The following is a 17,798-nucleotide window of genomic DNA, read 5'->3' as shown; positions in this document are numbered from 1 at the left end:
GAGTTAATGTTTCTAGCGTGAAGAGTCAGATAGGCCCTTATCCCGATTTAGCTTTTGTTGATATTGAAACCACAGGGTCTCATTTCGATCGTGATCGCATTACGGAAATTGGAATTAAAACCCTAGCCGGTAATGAGCTTCAGGTTTGGGAGAGGTTGATTGATCCACAAACCTATATCCCACAAAACATCCAAAGACTGACCGGTATATCGCCAGCAATAGTGAAGGGCCAGCCTTGCTTTTCTGAGCTTGCTGAGGATTTAAAGAAAGAGCTTGAGGGAAAAATATTTGTCGCTCACAACGCTCGCTTTGATTATGGTTTTATCAAGGCCTCCTTTAAGAGGGTTGGTATTGACTTTAAGCCTAAAGTTTTATGCACCGTAAAGCTATCTCGCTTGCTATTCCCGGATCAGCCGCGCCACAATCTTGATACCATTATCAGTACACATGGCTTACAGGTTAGTGCCAGACATCGCGCACTAGGGGATGCCGACTTATTACTTCAATTTTGGCGTGTGTGTGAGTCAAAGTTTGGGCAAGAGAAGTTAAATGCAGTAATAAATCAACTGATTGGCAATGCTAGCCTTCCCTCAAACATAGATCAGAATCTAATCGACTCGATACCTGATAGCCCGGGGTGCTATATTTTTTATGGGGATAACAAAATTCCTCTTTATATTGGCAAAAGCATTTCTTTGCGAAATAGGGTGATGGGGCACTTTCAAGGTGCTTTAACGCAGCGTAAAGAAATGAAACTTTCTTTACAGGTTCGCGATATTGATTGGATCGAAACGAGTGGGGAGCTAGGCGCTCTAATACTTGAGTCGAGATTGATAAAAGAGCGCATGCCTTCTATGAACATTAAGCTACGGAGATCTAAGGATCTTTGTGCGTGGAGTTTGGAGGCGGATTCTGATGGTGCGCTTATCCCAACCTTGGTCACGCATCATCATTTAGAGCCCGGATTACAGGATAATCTCTATGGCTTGTTTTATAGCAAAAGAGAGGCGCACTCTTATTTAAAGGCGGTAGCAAAAAAATATCATTTATGTGAGGCATTGCTTGGTCTAGAGAAGCGCGTTGAAGGTAAATCTTGCTTTGGCTTTCAAGTAAAGCAATGTAGTGGAACTTGTATTAATCAAACCCCTATTAGCCTGCACAACTTACAGTTAAAAACAGCCTTGGAACTTTTTAAGTTGCAGGTTTGGCCATACTCAGGAGCTATTGCCATTCAAGAGGGTGGTGAGATGATCGTGGTCGATAAATGGTGTTATCTGGGCACTGCGATTAATCAAGATGAGCTTTATGAGTTGGCGGAATCGGGTGAGGCGGAGTTTGATCTCGATATCTATAAGATAGTGAAGAAAGCGCTATCAGGTTCTTATAAGAATCAAGTGATTCGGATCGGTGCAGAATAAATGACAACTGCCTTTTATTGGTTTAGAAACGATCTCCGCTTAGAAGATAACCCATCGTTCTTGCAGGCGTGCAAGTCAGTAGATCATCTGCTGCCAGTCTATGTTCATCAGCCTAGCTTAGAGCAAGATACTTTATGGGGATTTCCGAGAATAGGCGAGCATCGCAAGGTATTTTTGGAGCAATCTATTCATGAGCTCCGTAGTCAGTTACGAGACTTTGGATCAGGCTTATATGAGGTGACTGGCGATGTCTTGCATGTATTTGAGAAATTAAAAGCCCAGACTCAAGCGGATCTTATTTATTGTGAGCAAATTCAAGCGCCTGAAGAGTTAGAGCAGGTGGCGCAATTAAGTAGTAGTGGTTTTAAGATGAATTCAGGGTGGCAATCCAGTATGTTGGATGCTCAGTCCTTGCCATTTCGATTACAAGAAATGCCAGATATCTTTACCCAATTTCGTCAGCAGGTTGAAAAGAAGGGCTTAAGATTTTCCTGTCCTGTAGACGCTCCCAAGAGTATTCCTCCATTACCTGCTATCGAGATGCCCCCGATGAATGTCTTGGATGCAAATACTCTATCTAGCGGTAACAAGTTTCAGGGTGGGGAGCATAGTGCTCATAGGCATATTCAGCAATATTTTGAGCGACGCCTTCCTGATACCTACAAACAGACACGTAATCAGCTGATCGGCATCGATTACTCCAGTAAATTCTCGCCATGGCTAGCGCAGGGTTGTTGCTCTTCAGGATCCATCGCAAAGCAATTGTCGGATTATGAAATTTTCCATGGAGCAAATGATGGAACCTATTGGCTTTGGTTTGAGTTGCTTTGGAGAGACTATTTCCGTTTCCTACATTTTAAGTATGGCAATGAGCTTTATCGCTCAAAAGGTTTAAGTAAGACGCCTGGTAATCAGTTTGATAGTGAAAAATTCTTCAAATGGTCATCCGGTAATACTGGTGAATCATTAATAGACGCTGGTATGCGTGAATTGAAAAAAACGGGCTATCTCTCCAATCGCTTGCGTCAAATAGTGGCAAGTTATTGGATTTATGACATGAAGGGAGATTGGCAAGCAGGTTCTGCTTGGTTTGAATCTCAATTGATTGACTATGACGTTTATAGCAATCAAGGAAATTGGTTATACATTGCTGGTAAAGGTACGGATCCCAGAGGGGGCAGGCCGTTTAATGTTGCTAAACAAACCCAAGAGCATGATCCGGATGGCATATATCGCCAAATTTGGCTGGCATAGTCATTGGAGATTCTGTAAATAGGCGTTGGGATGGATAATGATGATCACATCATTTTTTTGCGCTATTTTGGAATCATTCCCATGGAAATTAAGGTCAACTTTCTCGATAAGCTTCGTCTAGAAGCAAAGTTCGATGACTTCACTGTCATTGCTGACCAGCCTATCCGCTACAAGGGCGATGGATCTGCACCAGGTCCGTTTGATTATTTCTTGGCTTCATCCGCTTTGTGCGCAGCTTATTTTGTAAAGTTGTACTGTGATACTCGCAATCTATCTACAGAGAATATCCGCCTCTCACAAAATAATATTGTTGATCCAGAAAATCGTTATCAACAGATCTTCAAGATTCAAGTTGAATTGCCAGCTGATATTTCAGCGGCGGATCGACAAGGCATTCTGCGCTCTATTGAGCGTTGCACAGTTAAAAAGGTAGTGCAAGCGGGGCCAGAGTTCATCATTGAGGAAGTGGCCAATCTAGATGCCGATGCGCAGAGCTTATTGACTCTAAAGTCCGATATCGGTTCCAGCACTCACATTATTGGTAAGGATCTTCCCTTAGAGCAGACGATCGCCAATATGTCTGCATTGTTGGCGAACCTAGGTATCAAAATTGAAATTGCTTCGTGGCGCAATCTCATTCCTAATGTCTGGTCCTTACATATTCGTGATGCGCACTCCCCCATGTGCTTTACCAATGGCAAGGGTGCCACTAAAGAGAGCGCTTTAGCTTCTGCTCTGGGCGAGTACATCGAGCGACTCAGTAATAACCATTTTTATGCGGGTGCCTATTGGGGCGAGGACATTGCCAATGCAGAATTTGTACATTATCCAAATGAGTGTTGGTTCAAGCCTGGCAAGAAAGATGCTTTGCCAGCAGAAATTTTGGACGAATACTGTCTTGGTATTTACAACCCTGATGGAGAGCTAAAAGCCTCACATCTAGTAGATACCAATTCTGGAAATGTCGAGCGCGGCATCTGTTCATTGCCTTATGTACGTCAATCAGATGGCAAAACAGTTTATTTTCCGTCTAACCTGATTGAAAATTTATTCGTCAGCAATGGCATGAGTGCCGGCAATACCTTGGCTGAAGCTCAGGTTCAGTGCTTATCGGAGATTTTTGAGCGAGCAGTGAAAAGAGAAATTCTGGAGGGTGAAATTGCATTGCCGGATGTGCCGCAGGAAGTGTTGGCGAAGTACCCCGGTATTTTGGCTGGTATTCAGAGTCTGGAGGAGCAAGGCTTCCCAGTGCTGGTTAAGGATGCATCACTCGGCGGAGTTTATCCAGTCATGTGTGTCACCTTAATGAATCCGCGTACAGGCGGTGTCTTTGCTTCCTTTGGTGCGCATCCAAGTCTTGAGGTTGCACTAGAGAGAAGTTTGACTGAGTTATTACAGGGCCGTAGCTTAGAGGGCTTGAATGATTTACCTCCACCTACCTTTGCCAGCGAAGCGCTAACCGAGCCGAATAACTTTGTAGAGCACTTTATTGATTCCAGTGGAATCGTGTCGTGGCGTTTCTTTAGCGCAAAGTCTGATTATGAATTTGTAGAGTGGGATTTCTCGGGTGACGGTGAGAATTCCAATGCCCAGGAGGCCGAAACGTTGTTTGGCATTCTGAAAGATATGGGTAAGGAGTCTTACGTTGCTGTGTATGACGAACTAGGGGCAAGTGCTTGTCGTATTTTGGTGCCCGGCTATTCAGAGGTTTATCCAATAGAGGATCTAGTCTGGGATAACACCAATAAGGCCCTGCTATTTCGGAAAGATATTCTGAATTTATCCCAACTAGATGATGCTGGTTTAGTTGCCCTCTTGGATCGCCTGGAGAATAACGAGCTAGACGAGTATGGAGATATTGCCACACTGATTGGCATTGAGTTTGATGAGAATACAGTCTGGGGTCAACTCACTGTGCTCGAATTGAAGTTGTTGATTCAGTTGGCGCTAAAACAATTTGAAGAGGCGCATGAACTAGTGGGCGCCTTTCTTCAGTACAACGACAATACAGTCGAACGCAAATTGTTTTATCAGGCCCTAGACGCTGCTCTTGAGGTTCTGCTCGATGATGAACTAGAGATGTCCGACTATGAGTTCAACTTCCGTCGTATGTTTGGCGATGCCCGGATGGATGCTGTATTGGGTTCGGTTGATGGAAGTGTTCGTTTTTACGGTTTAACGCCAACCAACCTCAATCTTGACGGCCTTGATAGACATCGCCGATTGATTGATAGTTATCGGAAGCTACATAAGGCAAGAGCGAATAGCGCTAACTCTAATAAAACTAAATAAAGCCAGAGGGGATACTAATGAAGGCATTAACTCCAGCGGAAGCCATCACATCTCGCATGTCGGTGCGTGCATTTACAAGTGATGTTGTCCCAAAAGAGACCATCCTCAAGTTGCTTGATATATCTGCACGAGCACCCTCTGGCACGAATACTCAACCATGGAAAGCATATGTTGTAGAGGGTAAAGCCCTAGACACTTTGTGCGAAAAAGTGTGCGCTGCTTATGACAGCATTGCTGTCAATCCTGAGTTAGCTAAAGAATATCAACCGGCATACGACTATTACCCAAGTAAGTGGTTTAGTCCTTATATCGATAGGCGTCGTGAAAATGGTTGGGGCTTATATGGCTTATTAGGAATTACCAAAGGCGATAAAGACAAGATGCATGCCCAGCATCGAAAAAACTTCCAAGCCTTTGGTGCACCAGTGTCTATATTTTTTACGATCGATAAAGAACTTGGCAGAGGTTCAATGCTCGACTACGGAATGTTCCTACAGAACATGATGGTTGCCGCCAGGGGTGAGGGCTTGGATACCTGTCCACAAGCTGCTTGGAATGATTATGCAAAGATCATCCTACCTTCCATAGGTGCCAAAGAGAACGAGATGCTTGTGTGCGGTATGGCACTTGGATATGCCGACAAAAACGAGAAAGTGAACAGTTTTCATACTCCCAGGGTAAGCGCAGAGGAATTTACCACCTGGGTAAAGTAGGCCATCAACCTGTGTAATTTCAGTCAATTTTGGAGGGTTTTGGACTAATTTGCAGCCATATCTCCAGTTTTAAGACTGAGTTAAGTCCTTGAAATACCTCATTTAAAGCCTAAAAATGAAGGTTTTAAAAATATATGTTGCTTTGCAACAAAAATATCTTGCTTTTGGAAAATGGGACTCTTAAAATGGTGCATCGCAATAAAAAAACCTATTTAACTCATTAAGGATAAATCATGTTCCAAACTCAATTAAACGACCAACTCGCTGCTGCACAAGCTAAAGCAATCGAAACTGCTAAGCATTTGGCACAAGTTGCTGTTGAAAGCGCTCAAGAATTAGCTGAAATCAATCAAGCTGCTGCTAAAGATGCTTTAGTTGCTGCTCAAGATTCAAGCACACAATTGTTGGCAATCAAGGATCCACAGCAATTAGCTAAATTAGCTCAGCCAGAAGCTGCTCAAGAAGCTGCTAAATATGCTGCTGCTTACCAAGCTAAAGTAAACCAAGTAGTTCGTAACGGCAATAAAGAAGTTGCTCAAGTAGTTGACGCTTCTATTGATGACGCACGTGCTGATTTGGTTAAGTTCGTTAAAGAAGCTACTAAGACAGCTCCTGCTGGTTCTGAGGCATTTGTTTCTGCATTCAAAACTGCATTTGATTCTTCACTCCAACAATTCGACCAAGTTCGTGCAACTGCAACTGATGCATTTGCTAACTTCGAGAAGAGTGTTGATGCTGCTTTGGCAAACATTCAAGGCCAATACGCTGTTGCTAAGCCAGCTGCTAAAAGCCGCAAAGCTGCTTAATTCAGCTGCTTAATTAACTCATTAGTTAATTTTGCTATTAAAAAAGCCACCCTCGGGTGGCTTTTACTTTTTCTGGGCTTTCATCTATTACTCAATCCAGGTAACGAAGTCTTCCTTGGGCTTTCTGATTTTTTTCAAGTTGACTAACCAGTCCTCATCTGTCTTTCTGTATCCCAGAGGCAGCATCACTACGCTGCGCAAACCTTTTTCCTTGAGATTAAGGATTTCATCAAGAGCTGCGGCATCAAAGCCTTCCATGGGTGTGGAATCAACTTGTTCATATGCAGCGGCAATCAGGGCTGTACCGAGTCCAATATAGGCTTGCTTAGCAGCATGCGTGTGGTTGGTTTCAGCATCTCTTGCGGTGTAACCACTCAAGAGCTTTTGACGATAGATATCACCAGCTTCACTCTTGAAATTGCGTAGCTTCTCAGTCATATCAAAAGCTTGATTGATGCGATCGGCTGTGTAGGTATCCCAGGCTGCAAAAACGAGCAAGTGAGAGGAATCTACCACTTGGGTTTGATCCCAGGAGATTGCTTTGATCTTTTCACGAATAGCTTTATTGGTAACCACGAGAATTTCATAGGGTTGCAATCCACTAGAGCTAGCAGTCAAGCGAATAGCTTCCAGAATTTGTTCTACCTTGTCTTGGGGTACGGACTTTGTAGAGTCCATTTTTTTAGTGGCATAGCGCCACTGTAGTTTTTCAATTAAGCTCATTCTGATTTCCTTGGATTTAATAAAGCGCTAGATGGTTCAGTGTAATTTATAACGAGATAAGCTGCTAAACAAGCTAATATGGAGTCATTCAAAATCCAGAGATTAAAACATGAATCAAATTGAAATTATTCGAGATGTCAGTGATGTGATGGATGCCCTTGGGGTTGCAGTTGTATCTATTGGCGTTTTATGGGGCCTCTTCTGTTTTGCAAAAGGCCTCATTACTCAGACCGCTGATATTGCTTACAAAACCTTTCGCATACAAATCGTTCGATCCCTTATTTTGGGGCTCGAAGTCTTGGTTGCGGGTGATGTGATTCGTACTGTAGCCATTAGTCCAACTTTGACTAGCGTGGCGGTATTGGGTGCCATCGTCTTAATTCGTTGCTTCTTAAGCTGGTCTTTGACTTTAGAGATTGATGGCCGCTGGCCTTGGCAAGCGCCTAGATCTGGTCAATCAGAGTAAGTGGTATTTTTTCTTTGTAAAAAAGGGAGTCTTTCGACTCCCTTTTGCATTGCTGCTATTTGACTATTGCTTACGCTGCAACTGCTTCTTGTGGTTCAGCAACAGACGAGCGAATCAAGTAATCAAATGCTCCGAGTGAAGCTTTGGCGCCTTCGCCCATCGCAATAATGATTTGCTTGTATGGGACTGTTGTGCAGTCACCTGCTGCGAATACGCCTGGTAATGAAGTTTCGCCTTTAGCATCAACGATGACTTCACCATGCTTCGACAAATCAATACTGCCCTTGAGCCAATCAGTATTTGGCAATAATCCAATTTGCACAAAGATGCCTTCAAGCTCAATCGTATGTTCAGTATTGTTGGTACGGTCTTGATAGCGTAGGCCGCTGACCTTGCCATCTACACCCAGCACTTCTTTGGTCAGTGCACTCATAATGACTGTCACGTTTGGCATGCTAGCCATCTTCTTTTGCAAGATCGCATCTGCACGCAACTTGCTATCAAATTCAATTAAGGTGACATGGCTGACGATACCCGCCAAATCAATGGCAGCCTCGACGCCAGAGTTACCCCCACCAATCACAGCAACGCGCTTACCTTTAAATAAAGGACCATCACAGTGAGGGCAGTAGGCAACACCCTTGCCGCGATATTCTTGTTCGCCAGGAACATTCATTTCTCTCCAGCGAGCGCCGGTACTGATAATCACAGACTTGCTCGCCAGGACTGCACCATTAGCCAATTCCACTTCAACGCCATGGTCAGTTTTTCGTAATGCATTAGCGCGCTGTAAATTCATGATGTCTACTTCATAACTTTTCACGTGCTGCTCAAGCGCTTGGACCAATTTAGGTCCTTCAGTCTCTTTAACAGAGATAAAGTTTTCAATACCCATGGTGTCCATGACTTGACCACCAAATTTCTCGGCAACAATGCCAGTGCGAATGCCCTTACGTGCTGCATAAATAGCAGCAGCTGCACCAGCGGGGCCACCACCAATAACTAAAACGTCAAACGGATCTTTAGCCGAGAGTTTTGCAGCTTCTTCTTTGGGGCTTGAGGTGTCGAGTTTGGCAACAATCTCTTCGACGCTCATACGACCCTGGCCAAATGCTTCGCCATTCAAGATCACGGTTGGTACGGCCATGATTTGGTATTGATCTACCAAGCCTTGGTATAGCGCCCCGTCAATCATTTCATGAGTCACGTTTGGATTAAGGGCTGCCATCAAGTTCAATGCCTGCACAACGTCAGGGCAGTTGTGGCATGACAAAGAGATGAATGTTTGGAAGCTGAGTTTTGCGTCCAATTTAGTAATGCGGTCAATTACCTCTTGCTCAACTTTGGCTGGGTAACCGCTAGCTTGCAGGATGGCCAAAATAAAGGAAGTCATTTCATGACCCATCGGCAAACCGGCAAAAGTAATACGAGCTACTTGATCAGTTTTGCTAACCGTAAAACTTGGAACATGTTCGCTCTTGCCGTCTGTTTTGACGGTAATCTTATCGGACTGCTCAGCCACTTCATTTAAGAGCTCGAGCATTTGCTGGGAGCTATCGCTTCCGTCTACGCTAGCCACTAAAACAATTGGGCTAACAATCTTTTCAAAATATACCTTTAACTGAGATTTGATATTGGTATCGAGCATGATGATTTCCTTGGGTATTTTTTAGGTGAGTCTATTGGGCAGGATCTGGTCCTCCCCAATAGACTCTCTTAAAGAGAGTCTATGGATGAGCTATTTAACTTAGCAACTTAGATCTTGCCTACGAGATCCAAAGATGGAGTCAAAGTTGCTGCGCCTTCTTTCCACTTAGCTGGGCATACTTCACCTGGGTGAGCTGCTGTGTACTGAGCGGCCTTCAACTTACGTAAAGTTTCAGAAATATCGCGAGCGATTTCATTTGAATGAATCTCTGCTGTCTTAATGATGCCTTCTGGATTGATGATGAATGTGCCACGCAATGCCAAGCCTGCTTCAGGAATATGAACGCCGAATGCATTTGTCAAAGTATGTGTTGGGTCGCCAACGAGTGGGAACTTTGCTTTACCAACAGCAGGAGAAGTCTCGTGCCAAACTTTGTGTGAGAAATGAGTATCGGTTGTTACGATATAAACCTCAGCACCCATTTTTTGGAATTCAGCATAGTTCTCAGCTGCATCTTCAATTTCTGTAGGGCAGTTAAATGTAAATGCTGCTGGCATGAAAATCAAAACTGACCAGTGGCCCTTGAGGGTTTCGTCAGTAACAGTTACGAACTTTCCGTTGTGGAAAGCTTCGGTTTTGAATGGTTGTACTGCTGTATTAATAATGGACATACTGTGCTCCTAGTGTTGGTTAATCAATTTCTTTAGTAACTACTGCAACTGGATGAATTTTGAACCTCAGTTGTTTATTTGTCTAATGAATAAATTTGATAGTTATGATCGATTTTATAGATAATTAACTATTTACCTCATACGGGCTTCTGAAAGGCTATTCAGCCACATTCTTCCCCATAATTTTTTGGTTTTTTATAGGTTTTGGAAGGTTTTGGTGTGCCTTTGGGCTATAGTGCTCTTAATGGCCTAAAAGGCTCATTTTTTACTGATTTTGGAGAAATGACATGAGTTTCATGAAACAAGGATTTATCGCTTTATCCATCGCTGTACTTGCCCTTCTAAGTGCTTGTGTAACCCAAAGCAAATACAACCAATTGGACCAGGCTTATAGCCAACTTCAACAAGCCTACCAAGGTGATGAAGTGGAGATTCGCCAATTGCAAGGTGAATTGCGCATTACGATTCGCGACAAAATCTTGTTCCCAGAGGGTGGTTATCGTTTAAACGCTAAGGCTGAACAAGTTTTGGCAAAAATGGCACCTACGCTATCTGGTTTTAAAAATACCAAGGTGGTTGTTCGTGGCTACACAGACAATGTCTCGATCGGAGCTGAGTTACGCAATCAAGGAATCGCAACCAATCTCGATCTTTCTTCTAAGCGTGCAGATAACGTTGTTGACTATCTCATTCGCAAGGGCGTAAGTCAGAATTTGATTTCTGCGCAAGGCATGGGTGAATCCAATCCGATTGCTTCTAACGCAACTCCAGAAGGCCGCGCTCAGAATCGTCGTATTGAAGTTACCTTGGTTGGTCCAGGTAATTAATTCATTACCCATTTAAAGGATAGAGAATGAAACATTTATTAAAACTTTGTGCAGCAGCAATGGTTGCCATGACATTAGCGGCTTGCGGCACACCGGATATCAAGACATCCTCAGCAGACTTTGTAAAAGTGACGAACGGAATTTTGACCAGCAGCTATGGCAAAACTGTCTACACCTTTGATAAAGATCAGGCTGGCTCAGGCAAATCTGAGTGCGTAGCAACTTGCGCTACAAACTGGCCTCCAGTCTACGTAGAGCCTGGTATTAAGCTCTCCGGTGACTTTTCCTACATTAGTCGTAACGATGGTCAGAAGCAAATGACATACAAAGGCAAGCCGCTGTACTTTTTCGTTAAGGATAAAAATCCTGGTGACAAGACAGGTGATAACGTCAACAATATTTGGCATGTTGTAACGCCGTAAGCTGAAAAATATTTAATGAGTTAAATGTAATAAATGCCACCTTAGGGTGGCATCGCCTTTTTATGAAATTATTTTTATTACTCATCATTAGTCTTTTTGCCTCAGCAAGTAATGCTGAGGACTTGTTAGTTCCCCTCTCAAAATTTGATAATGATTCTCAGCAATTAACAAACAGTAAGGTGCTGGAGTTTTGGGGTTATCACAATTACGACGGTAACGATAACTATCAAAATATTTTGAAGTTCCGTTACTACAATCCCTTGGCGGCAGGTGACTGGCGTGGACGTATACGTCTCGATAGTTCTTATGCATCCAATTACAACTCTATTTCATCGGCTAATAATTCAGGGCAGTACAGTGCGGGAAACACCATGGTTACGATCTGGGGGCAGGACCGAACTTTTCTAAAGCCATTGGGCGCTTTGATTGGTGGCCGCCTTGTATTTCCATTTGGCAATAATGGGCAGTGGGCGGTTGGACCCCAATTAGGCTGGTCATTCATTCCTGAGGTCGATAGCTTGTTGGGCGTGACTGATTTCTCTCCCTTATTGCGCTACATGTACGGTTTTGATACTAAAAATAATAGCCAAACCATTAACCCCAATCAGCCTGCATTGGTCAGAAACCTGCAAATATTCCCAACCATTGGCTTTCAGCTATCTCCAAACACAATGCTGCGTTTTTGGGATGAAAACGGGGCGGTTTACAACTCTGCTGGTGGAGGGTGGTTTGTGCCAATTGATGCCATGGTGACGCATCGTTTCGCAAGGAACTGGGTATTTGCAGTGGGGGCTAGCAAGCAAGTGGTTCAAAGTTATCACCAGTACGACTGGTCTACCTACGCGAAGATCTCCTATAACTTCTAGATCGCAAGCCTTTAAGTGTTAGGCCTACAGACTATGATTACAAAATTAGTATTAACTATTTCCTCATCAATTTTAAATTACATCGGTCCTTTTATGAATAAGAAAATTCTCCTAGCATTCTTATCAGTGTCTACATTATTTACTTCGATGGGTTTGGCTTATGCGGATGAGGAGCTTACGCCAATTCCTAAGATTTCTAATCAGTGGACTGTTGATGTAACGCCTTATGTCTGGCTCCCTAATGTTAGTTCTACACTCAACTACAAAGGTCAATACCTGAATACTGCTGATGCGAACATGAATAACATTATTAGCAATCTGAAGTCTGGGGCAATGATTTCTGGAGAGGCGCATTATGGTAGTTGGGGAATGATGGCTGATATAGTCAGCGCTACCTTGCAAAAGAGCGGTACTACATCAGTCACTCCGGCGCCTGGTTACAACTTTAGGGTGGCGATGAAACCTACCCTTCAGCAAACCATGTTGACAGGCGCGGCTACATATAACCTTGTTAACAATAAAGATGCTAATGTTGATGGTTTGTTGGGAGTACGTTGGATTAGCATGACCGCCACGTTGAACCTCGCGCTTGACGGAACAAATTATTCATTGAGCGACTCAAAGACTGTAAGTACCGTTGATCCGATTATTGGCTTTAAAGGGCGCTATCGCATCGCAGATTCCACTTGGTACATTCCTTTTTATGCTGATATCGGCAGCGGAGGTGGAACTACTAATGTTACTTGGCAGGCAATGGCAGGCGTCGGTAAGACTATTGAAAAATGGGTTGATGTCTCCTTGGTTTATCGCGGCCTCTACTATGACATGAGCAGCTCAAAGACAAACGGTGCAGGTTTACTACAAAAGACGACCTTTCAAGGCCCACAATTATCAGCAACATTTCACTTCTAATTCTTTTCTCCCAATAAATAAATGATGAACCCCACTCTAAAAATAACAGCTACTTTAGCGGCAGTAGGTGTTTTTGCATCCTCAACTTTTGCACAAGAAATTCCTGCGCGTGCGGGTATGGTTGCCGCTGAGAAATCAGGTGCTGCAACTGTTTCTGCGAAGCCGGCCGTGGACAGCGTTGACATTGCTAAGAAATTAGCAAATCCAATCGCCAATATGATTTCAGTGCCGCTGCAATACCAATTTAGCCGCGGTGTAGGCCTAAATCAGGGCGGCTCCGAGCAAACTTTATTATTTCAGCCAGTCATGCCATTCAATTTAGGTGGCGGCGACACATTCATCGTTCGCCCTATTGTTGCGGGTGTTAGAGAAACTAGTGTGCAAACTGCGCCTGGCCAATCATTTTCTGGATACGGTATTGCTAGCGTAACTCTTGAATCTTTTTATGCACCCAATACCAACTCCTCTTGGATTTGGGGTATTGGCCCGTATGCGCAATCACCATCCGGTAATAGCGGTAAGTTTGGCTCACAACAAACTGGTGCCGGCGTGACTGCTGTTGTCTTGAATCGCGAAGGTCCATGGACTTATGGCTTGCTTGGTTACCAATCCTGGAACGTAGGCGGCAATCCAACTTTTGGCACACAAAATAATTTGTATGGACAGCCTTTTGTTGCTTACACCGATAAACAGGCTTGGACATATACGGCCAATATGGAAGCGCAATATAACTTCGATACGCATCGCACATCAAACCCTCTATATGTAGGCGTTTCCAAATTGGTGGTAATTGATGGCGTGCCTTTCTCCTTTGGTGCAGGTCCTATGTATTACGTCAGCAATACACCCGGTGGGCCATCTGGTTGGGGTGCGCGTGCAACAGCAACCCTGGTTATTTTGAAGTAATTCGCTGTAGAAGTGCTAATTTAAAAAAGATAGAAAGTTAATCATGAAACAAAAAATGTTTAAAAAATTACTAGCTACTTCAGTTTCTGTTACCTTGGCATTTGCTCCATTGGTGAGTGAAGCCTGTACTAGCTTCTTGCTTAAAGGTAGCGATGGCGGCTATGTATATGGACGCACGATGGAGTTTGGTTTGCCCTTGAATTCGCAGCTCACTACTATCCCAAGAGCTTATAACCACCAAGGAATTGGTGTTGATGGTAAATATGGCTCAGGTCTGAATTGGACTGCAAAATATGCTGTAGTTGGCATGAATGCGCTTGGCTTACCAGAGTTAGTAGATGGTATGAATGAAAAGGGTCTCATCGGAGGCGTACTTAACTACCCAAATAGCGCTGCTTACCAGGCGGTTACCCAAGCTGAATCAGCAACAAGTATCAATTCAGTACAGGTACTCACTTATGTTTTAACAAATTTTGCTACCGCCGATGAAGTGAAGGCTGGTCTACCAAAGATCAAAGTGAATGGTGCTAAGTTAGCTGTTTATGGAAATCAGACTCCACCAGTGCACTATACATTTCATGATAGCAACGGAAAAAGTATTGTGGTTGAGTACTCCAAAAATGGATTATCAATTATCGATAACCCAACCACTGTGTTGACAAATGATCCTCCGTTCCAGGATCACCTTAATAGCATTGGAAATTACGCCAACCTATCAAAGGTAGAAAAGCCACCACTAGTCATTAATGGCGCAACTTATGCAGCCCCAAGCTCTGGCAATGGACTGCATGGCCTTCCTGGGGACTTCCTGAGCCCAAGCCGTTTCATTCGCGCACTATTTTTATCCAATTCAGTACCAACAACTTTTACTAACGCTCAGATGGACGGTGCCGCCTGGCATATTTTAGGAAGCTTTGACATTCCTCCTGGATCCGTAACCTTGCCAGCTAGCAATCCTTACGGTGGTGGCACTGGTGGCTATGAAGTAACCGAATGGAGCATTGTGGCAAACAATAAAACCATGGTTTACAACGTCAAGATGTTTGAAAACAATAACACCTACGCATTTGATCTGAATAAGATGGACATGAATGCCAAGGAAATGAAGTACGTTAAATTAGCTCAGCCAAAAATGATCATTCCAGTGAATTAATCAATTGAATTTGGTAGCTCAATATTGAAAGAGGCTCGCTTGTCGAGCCTCTTTTTTATCAAATCGATAGTTGCTATTTATGTACTCAGTAGTATTTTGTAAATGACAGTTTTATAGAGGCCCTCAGTGAATCTAAAATCTAAAATTATTAATGTAGCCTTACTAGGTCTTTTCTCTGGTCTAGCATCAGCAGTCCAGTTGATTGATCCACCATCAACACCAAAGATCACCAACATCACTGTCTTTGTGGCCAAGAAAATTGTCACAATGGATCCGGCAATTCCAAATGCGACTGCTGTTGCTGTTGCGGATGGCCGTATTTTGTCGGTGGGCTCATTGGAAGATATGAAGCCATGGACTAGTAAATATCCAACACAAATCAATCGACAGTTTGCTGATAAAGTAATTTATCCAGGCTTTGTTGAGCCGCATGCTCACGTCCTATTGGGCGGCATTTTATTTAACAAGCCTTTGGTTACTCCTTCGCCGATGCCTAACCCATGGGGCGCTCCTTTCGCAGGCGTGCCTAATATGCAAGCAGCTATGGATGCATTGAAGAAGTATTCCAACGACATTAAAGATCCCAATCAAACACTCCTGGCTTGGGGCTGGGATGAAGTTGCGATGGGCAAGGTTCCTGATCGCCAATTGCTGGATCAAGTTTCCAGCACTCGCCCAATCATTCTGTGGAATGGCTCCGGACACGACATGTATGTCAATAGCGGCATGATCAATCACTATGGCATTACTCCTGACAAAGTAAAAGGTATTCCAGGGGTGGGGATTGATAAAAATGGTCAACTAAATGGCCAATTTATTGACTTGGCGGCTGTAATGTATGTCATGAAGGTGGCTGGCAAGGACATCCTAAAGCCAAATGAAGTTCCGAATGATTACCTTTATATGAGTGATTTGATGCAGCAGGCTGGAATTACCACCACTGGTGATTTAGCTTTTGGTTCGCTGAATCTGGAAGCAGAATTAAGAATGGCTACGATGTTTTCTAAATCACCGGCTAGCTCTATTCGAGTAGTTCCTGTTATTTATGCCGATCCATTTAAAGCAAAGTATGGTGACCAGTCAATACAGGAAGCCTTAAATCTAAGTCAAAACGATAACGACCAGTTAATTTTTCAGGGCGTTAAATTCTATAGCGATGCAGGATATATGCCAGAGACGATGCGCATGGAGCATCCAAGTTTCGTTAATGGAACTATTGGCACATCTACTTACAAAACAGCTCAGGATTTCTCGGTTGCCATGAAGCCTTGGTGGGATGCAGGCTTTCATATCCATGTTCATAGCAATGGTGACGTAGGTAATGCTCACACAATTAATGCTTTGCAGCTTCTACAAGACTCCAAGCCGCGCTTTGATCATCGTTTCACCGTCAATCACTTTGGTATTCCTACAACTGCAATGGTGGCTAAGATTAAGGCCCTTAATGCAGTTGTAAGTGCAAATATTACTTATGTGTCTGAGCGTGCAAAACTGCAATATTCTGCCCTTGGTATGGATCGCGCGTCTTATGCTACCCGGGTTGGTACATTGGTACGTAATGGCATCGTGACCTCTATACATTCGGATGCTCCAGTTGCCGCGCCTGATCCATTAAAAGAGGCGTGGACTGTGGTTACTCGTCGCGATGTTTATAACGATGGCAAAGTATGGGCACCAGCAGAAGCATTGTCTGCAACTGACGCTATGAAGATGGTGACGATTAACGCCGCCTACACATTGGGTGTTGAAGATAAGGTCGGAAGCATTGAGGCGGGAAAGTTTGCTGACTTTGCTGTGTTAAATGCTGATCCGCAAACCGTACCTGCAATCAAGATTAAAGATGTTGGGGTATATGCAACCGTTTTAGGGGGCAAGGTTATTCCAGTATCAGAAACCAAGAAGCCTAGACCTTTGGAATAATTCCTTAGATTAAGTTAGTTCCTTTAGTTCCAATATAAAAGCCAACCTTCGGGTTGGCTTTTTAACTATTAATGCGCTCTTCGAGAGGAATGTATTACGTCTGAGAAAAGGCTACCAAGTCTGAGGTAAGGTTGATTGCCAGTGTGAGTAAAGAGGCATTGAAAATGAATGCAGTAATACCTTGTAGCATGACTAAAAAACGAATTCTGGTGCTGGCAATATTGACATCGGCCGTTTGGCAGGTCAGTCCAATCACCATTGAAAAGTAAAGGAAGTCTACATAACTTGGCTTTAATTTAGAGGCAAAAAGTAGGGGCGGCTCTTGATTTTTTTCATATTCTTGATAGTAGACATGGGCATAGTGCAAGGCAAATGCAGTATGTACAAACAACCAAGAGATTGCGTATGTTCCTAAAGCCAGGTAGACATGGCGAATGGCTAAATTGATGGGAAGGGTTTTAATGCCCGAGAGGATGATCACAATGGTGATTAAACTTGCTGCTGCTGCCAGAATAATGATGAGCAAAATCATTGCAGCACCATCATCCTCCTTCTTTGAAAGAGCCAAGATATTCTCTTGGGTTGAAAAGAACATCATGCTGTAACTCAGGATCAAATACAGGCTACCTGCTAATACCCAGGATAGGGCCATGCTAACGGCGGCAGTTGTATTTAGGAGAAGTAGAAAAAATGCCCCAAGCCCAGTGGCAGCCACGATCAGGAGTCTAGAAGTGGCGCTAATATGGTGCCAATGTTGTGTCCAGTGATATGCTTTCATATTGCCTATAGTATGCACTTAAA

Annotated in this window: 17 protein-coding genes; 13 read left to right on the top strand and 4 right to left on the bottom strand. The window is 43.6% G+C overall.

All coding sequences use genetic code 11. From position 1 onward, the window contains the following. Nucleotides 1-17: 17 nt before the first annotated feature. From ICN20_RS02100 to ICN20_RS02080, 5 genes are all read left to right on the top strand, one after another. On the top strand, nucleotides 18-1,418 hold the full coding sequence (locus tag ICN20_RS02100) for an exonuclease domain-containing protein (RefSeq protein WP_216237887.1): 1,401 nt from the start codon (nucleotides 18-20) through the stop codon (nucleotides 1,416-1,418). Next, a complete protein-coding gene (locus ICN20_RS02095) occupies nucleotides 1,419-2,672 on the top strand; it encodes a DASH family cryptochrome (protein ID WP_216237886.1) in 1,254 nt (417 codons plus the stop codon). An 81-nt stretch (nucleotides 2,673-2,753) separates the two neighbouring features. Next, the gene (locus ICN20_RS02090) at nucleotides 2,754-4,964 is read left to right on the top strand and encodes an OsmC domain/YcaO domain-containing protein (RefSeq protein WP_216240143.1); all 2,211 of its coding nucleotides are present in this window, start codon (nucleotides 2,754-2,756) and stop codon (nucleotides 4,962-4,964) included. A gap of 17 nt (nucleotides 4,965-4,981) precedes the next feature. Continuing rightward, nucleotides 4,982-5,677: a nitroreductase gene (locus ICN20_RS02085; RefSeq protein ID WP_216237885.1), complete on the top strand. Its 696-nt coding sequence runs from the start codon at nucleotides 4,982-4,984 to the stop codon at nucleotides 5,675-5,677. Nucleotides 5,678-5,910: 233 nt separating this feature from the next. Continuing rightward, entirely contained in the window at nucleotides 5,911-6,483 is a 573-nt protein-coding gene (locus ICN20_RS02080) for a phasin family protein (protein ID WP_216237884.1), read from the top strand. Nucleotides 6,484-6,570: 87 nt separating this feature from the next. On the opposite strand, the gene ICN20_RS02075 is transcribed toward ICN20_RS02080, so the two are convergent. Then, nucleotides 6,571-7,206, bottom strand: a complete 636-nt coding sequence (locus ICN20_RS02075) for an NAD(P)H-dependent oxidoreductase (RefSeq protein WP_216237883.1) — start codon at nucleotides 7,204-7,206, stop codon at nucleotides 6,571-6,573. 109 nt (nucleotides 7,207-7,315) lie between these two features. Here ICN20_RS02075 and ICN20_RS02070 point away from each other — a divergent pair, with 109 nt between their 5' ends. Continuing rightward, nucleotides 7,316-7,672 carry a DUF1622 domain-containing protein gene (locus tag ICN20_RS02070; RefSeq protein WP_215361887.1) on the top strand — a complete coding sequence of 119 codons (357 nt, stop codon included), beginning with the start codon at nucleotides 7,316-7,318 and terminating at the stop codon, nucleotides 7,670-7,672. 70 nt (nucleotides 7,673-7,742) lie between these two features. Here ICN20_RS02070 and ahpF read toward each other — a convergent pair whose 3' ends face one another. Both ahpF and ahpC read right to left on the bottom strand, forming a co-directional pair. Beyond that, on the bottom strand, nucleotides 7,743-9,320 hold the full coding sequence (gene ahpF / locus ICN20_RS02065; RefSeq protein ID WP_216237882.1) for an alkyl hydroperoxide reductase subunit F: 1,578 nt from the start codon (nucleotides 9,318-9,320) through the stop codon (nucleotides 7,743-7,745). 107 nt (nucleotides 9,321-9,427) lie between these two features. Then, nucleotides 9,428-9,991: an alkyl hydroperoxide reductase subunit C gene (ahpC, locus tag ICN20_RS02060; RefSeq protein WP_215391466.1), complete on the bottom strand. Its 564-nt coding sequence runs from the start codon at nucleotides 9,989-9,991 to the stop codon at nucleotides 9,428-9,430. A 287-nt stretch (nucleotides 9,992-10,278) separates the two neighbouring features. On the opposite strand from ahpC, the gene ICN20_RS02055 reads away from it, so the two are divergent. From ICN20_RS02055 to ICN20_RS02025, 7 genes are all read left to right on the top strand, one after another. Further along, complete coding sequence (locus ICN20_RS02055) at nucleotides 10,279-10,818, top strand: OmpA family protein (protein ID WP_304608946.1); 540 nt, start codon at nucleotides 10,279-10,281, stop codon at nucleotides 10,816-10,818. 26 nt (nucleotides 10,819-10,844) lie between these two features. Continuing rightward, nucleotides 10,845-11,240, top strand: coding sequence for a hypothetical protein (locus ICN20_RS02050; protein ID WP_216237881.1), 396 nt, complete (start codon nucleotides 10,845-10,847; stop codon nucleotides 11,238-11,240). A 62-nt stretch (nucleotides 11,241-11,302) separates the two neighbouring features. Beyond that, a complete protein-coding gene (locus ICN20_RS02045) occupies nucleotides 11,303-12,106 on the top strand; it encodes a hypothetical protein (protein WP_216237880.1) in 804 nt (267 codons plus the stop codon). A 126-nt stretch (nucleotides 12,107-12,232) separates the two neighbouring features. After that, nucleotides 12,233-13,018 carry a hypothetical protein gene (locus ICN20_RS02040; RefSeq protein WP_370624518.1) on the top strand — a complete coding sequence of 262 codons (786 nt, stop codon included), beginning with the start codon at nucleotides 12,233-12,235 and terminating at the stop codon, nucleotides 13,016-13,018. 21 nt (nucleotides 13,019-13,039) lie between these two features. Then, on the top strand, nucleotides 13,040-13,924 hold the full coding sequence (locus ICN20_RS02035) for a hypothetical protein (RefSeq protein ID WP_216237878.1): 885 nt from the start codon (nucleotides 13,040-13,042) through the stop codon (nucleotides 13,922-13,924). Nucleotides 13,925-13,967: 43 nt separating this feature from the next. Further along, entirely contained in the window at nucleotides 13,968-15,077 is a 1,110-nt protein-coding gene (locus ICN20_RS02030) for a linear amide C-N hydrolase (protein ID WP_216237877.1), read from the top strand. Between the two features lie 126 nt (nucleotides 15,078-15,203). After that, the gene (locus ICN20_RS02025) at nucleotides 15,204-16,997 is read left to right on the top strand and encodes an amidohydrolase family protein (RefSeq protein WP_216237876.1); all 1,794 of its coding nucleotides are present in this window, start codon (nucleotides 15,204-15,206) and stop codon (nucleotides 16,995-16,997) included. Nucleotides 16,998-17,091: 94 nt separating this feature from the next. On the opposite strand, the gene ICN20_RS02020 is transcribed toward ICN20_RS02025, so the two are convergent. Next, complete coding sequence (locus tag ICN20_RS02020) at nucleotides 17,092-17,775, bottom strand: DUF1345 domain-containing protein (protein WP_216237875.1); 684 nt, start codon at nucleotides 17,773-17,775, stop codon at nucleotides 17,092-17,094. Nucleotides 17,776-17,798: the final 23 nt, after the last annotated feature.

Source organism: Polynucleobacter sp. JS-Polo-80-F4 (genome assembly GCF_018881965.1).
Classification (GTDB): domain Bacteria; phylum Pseudomonadota; class Gammaproteobacteria; order Burkholderiales; family Burkholderiaceae; genus Polynucleobacter.
This window is presented reverse-complemented; position numbering and strand designations above follow the sequence as displayed.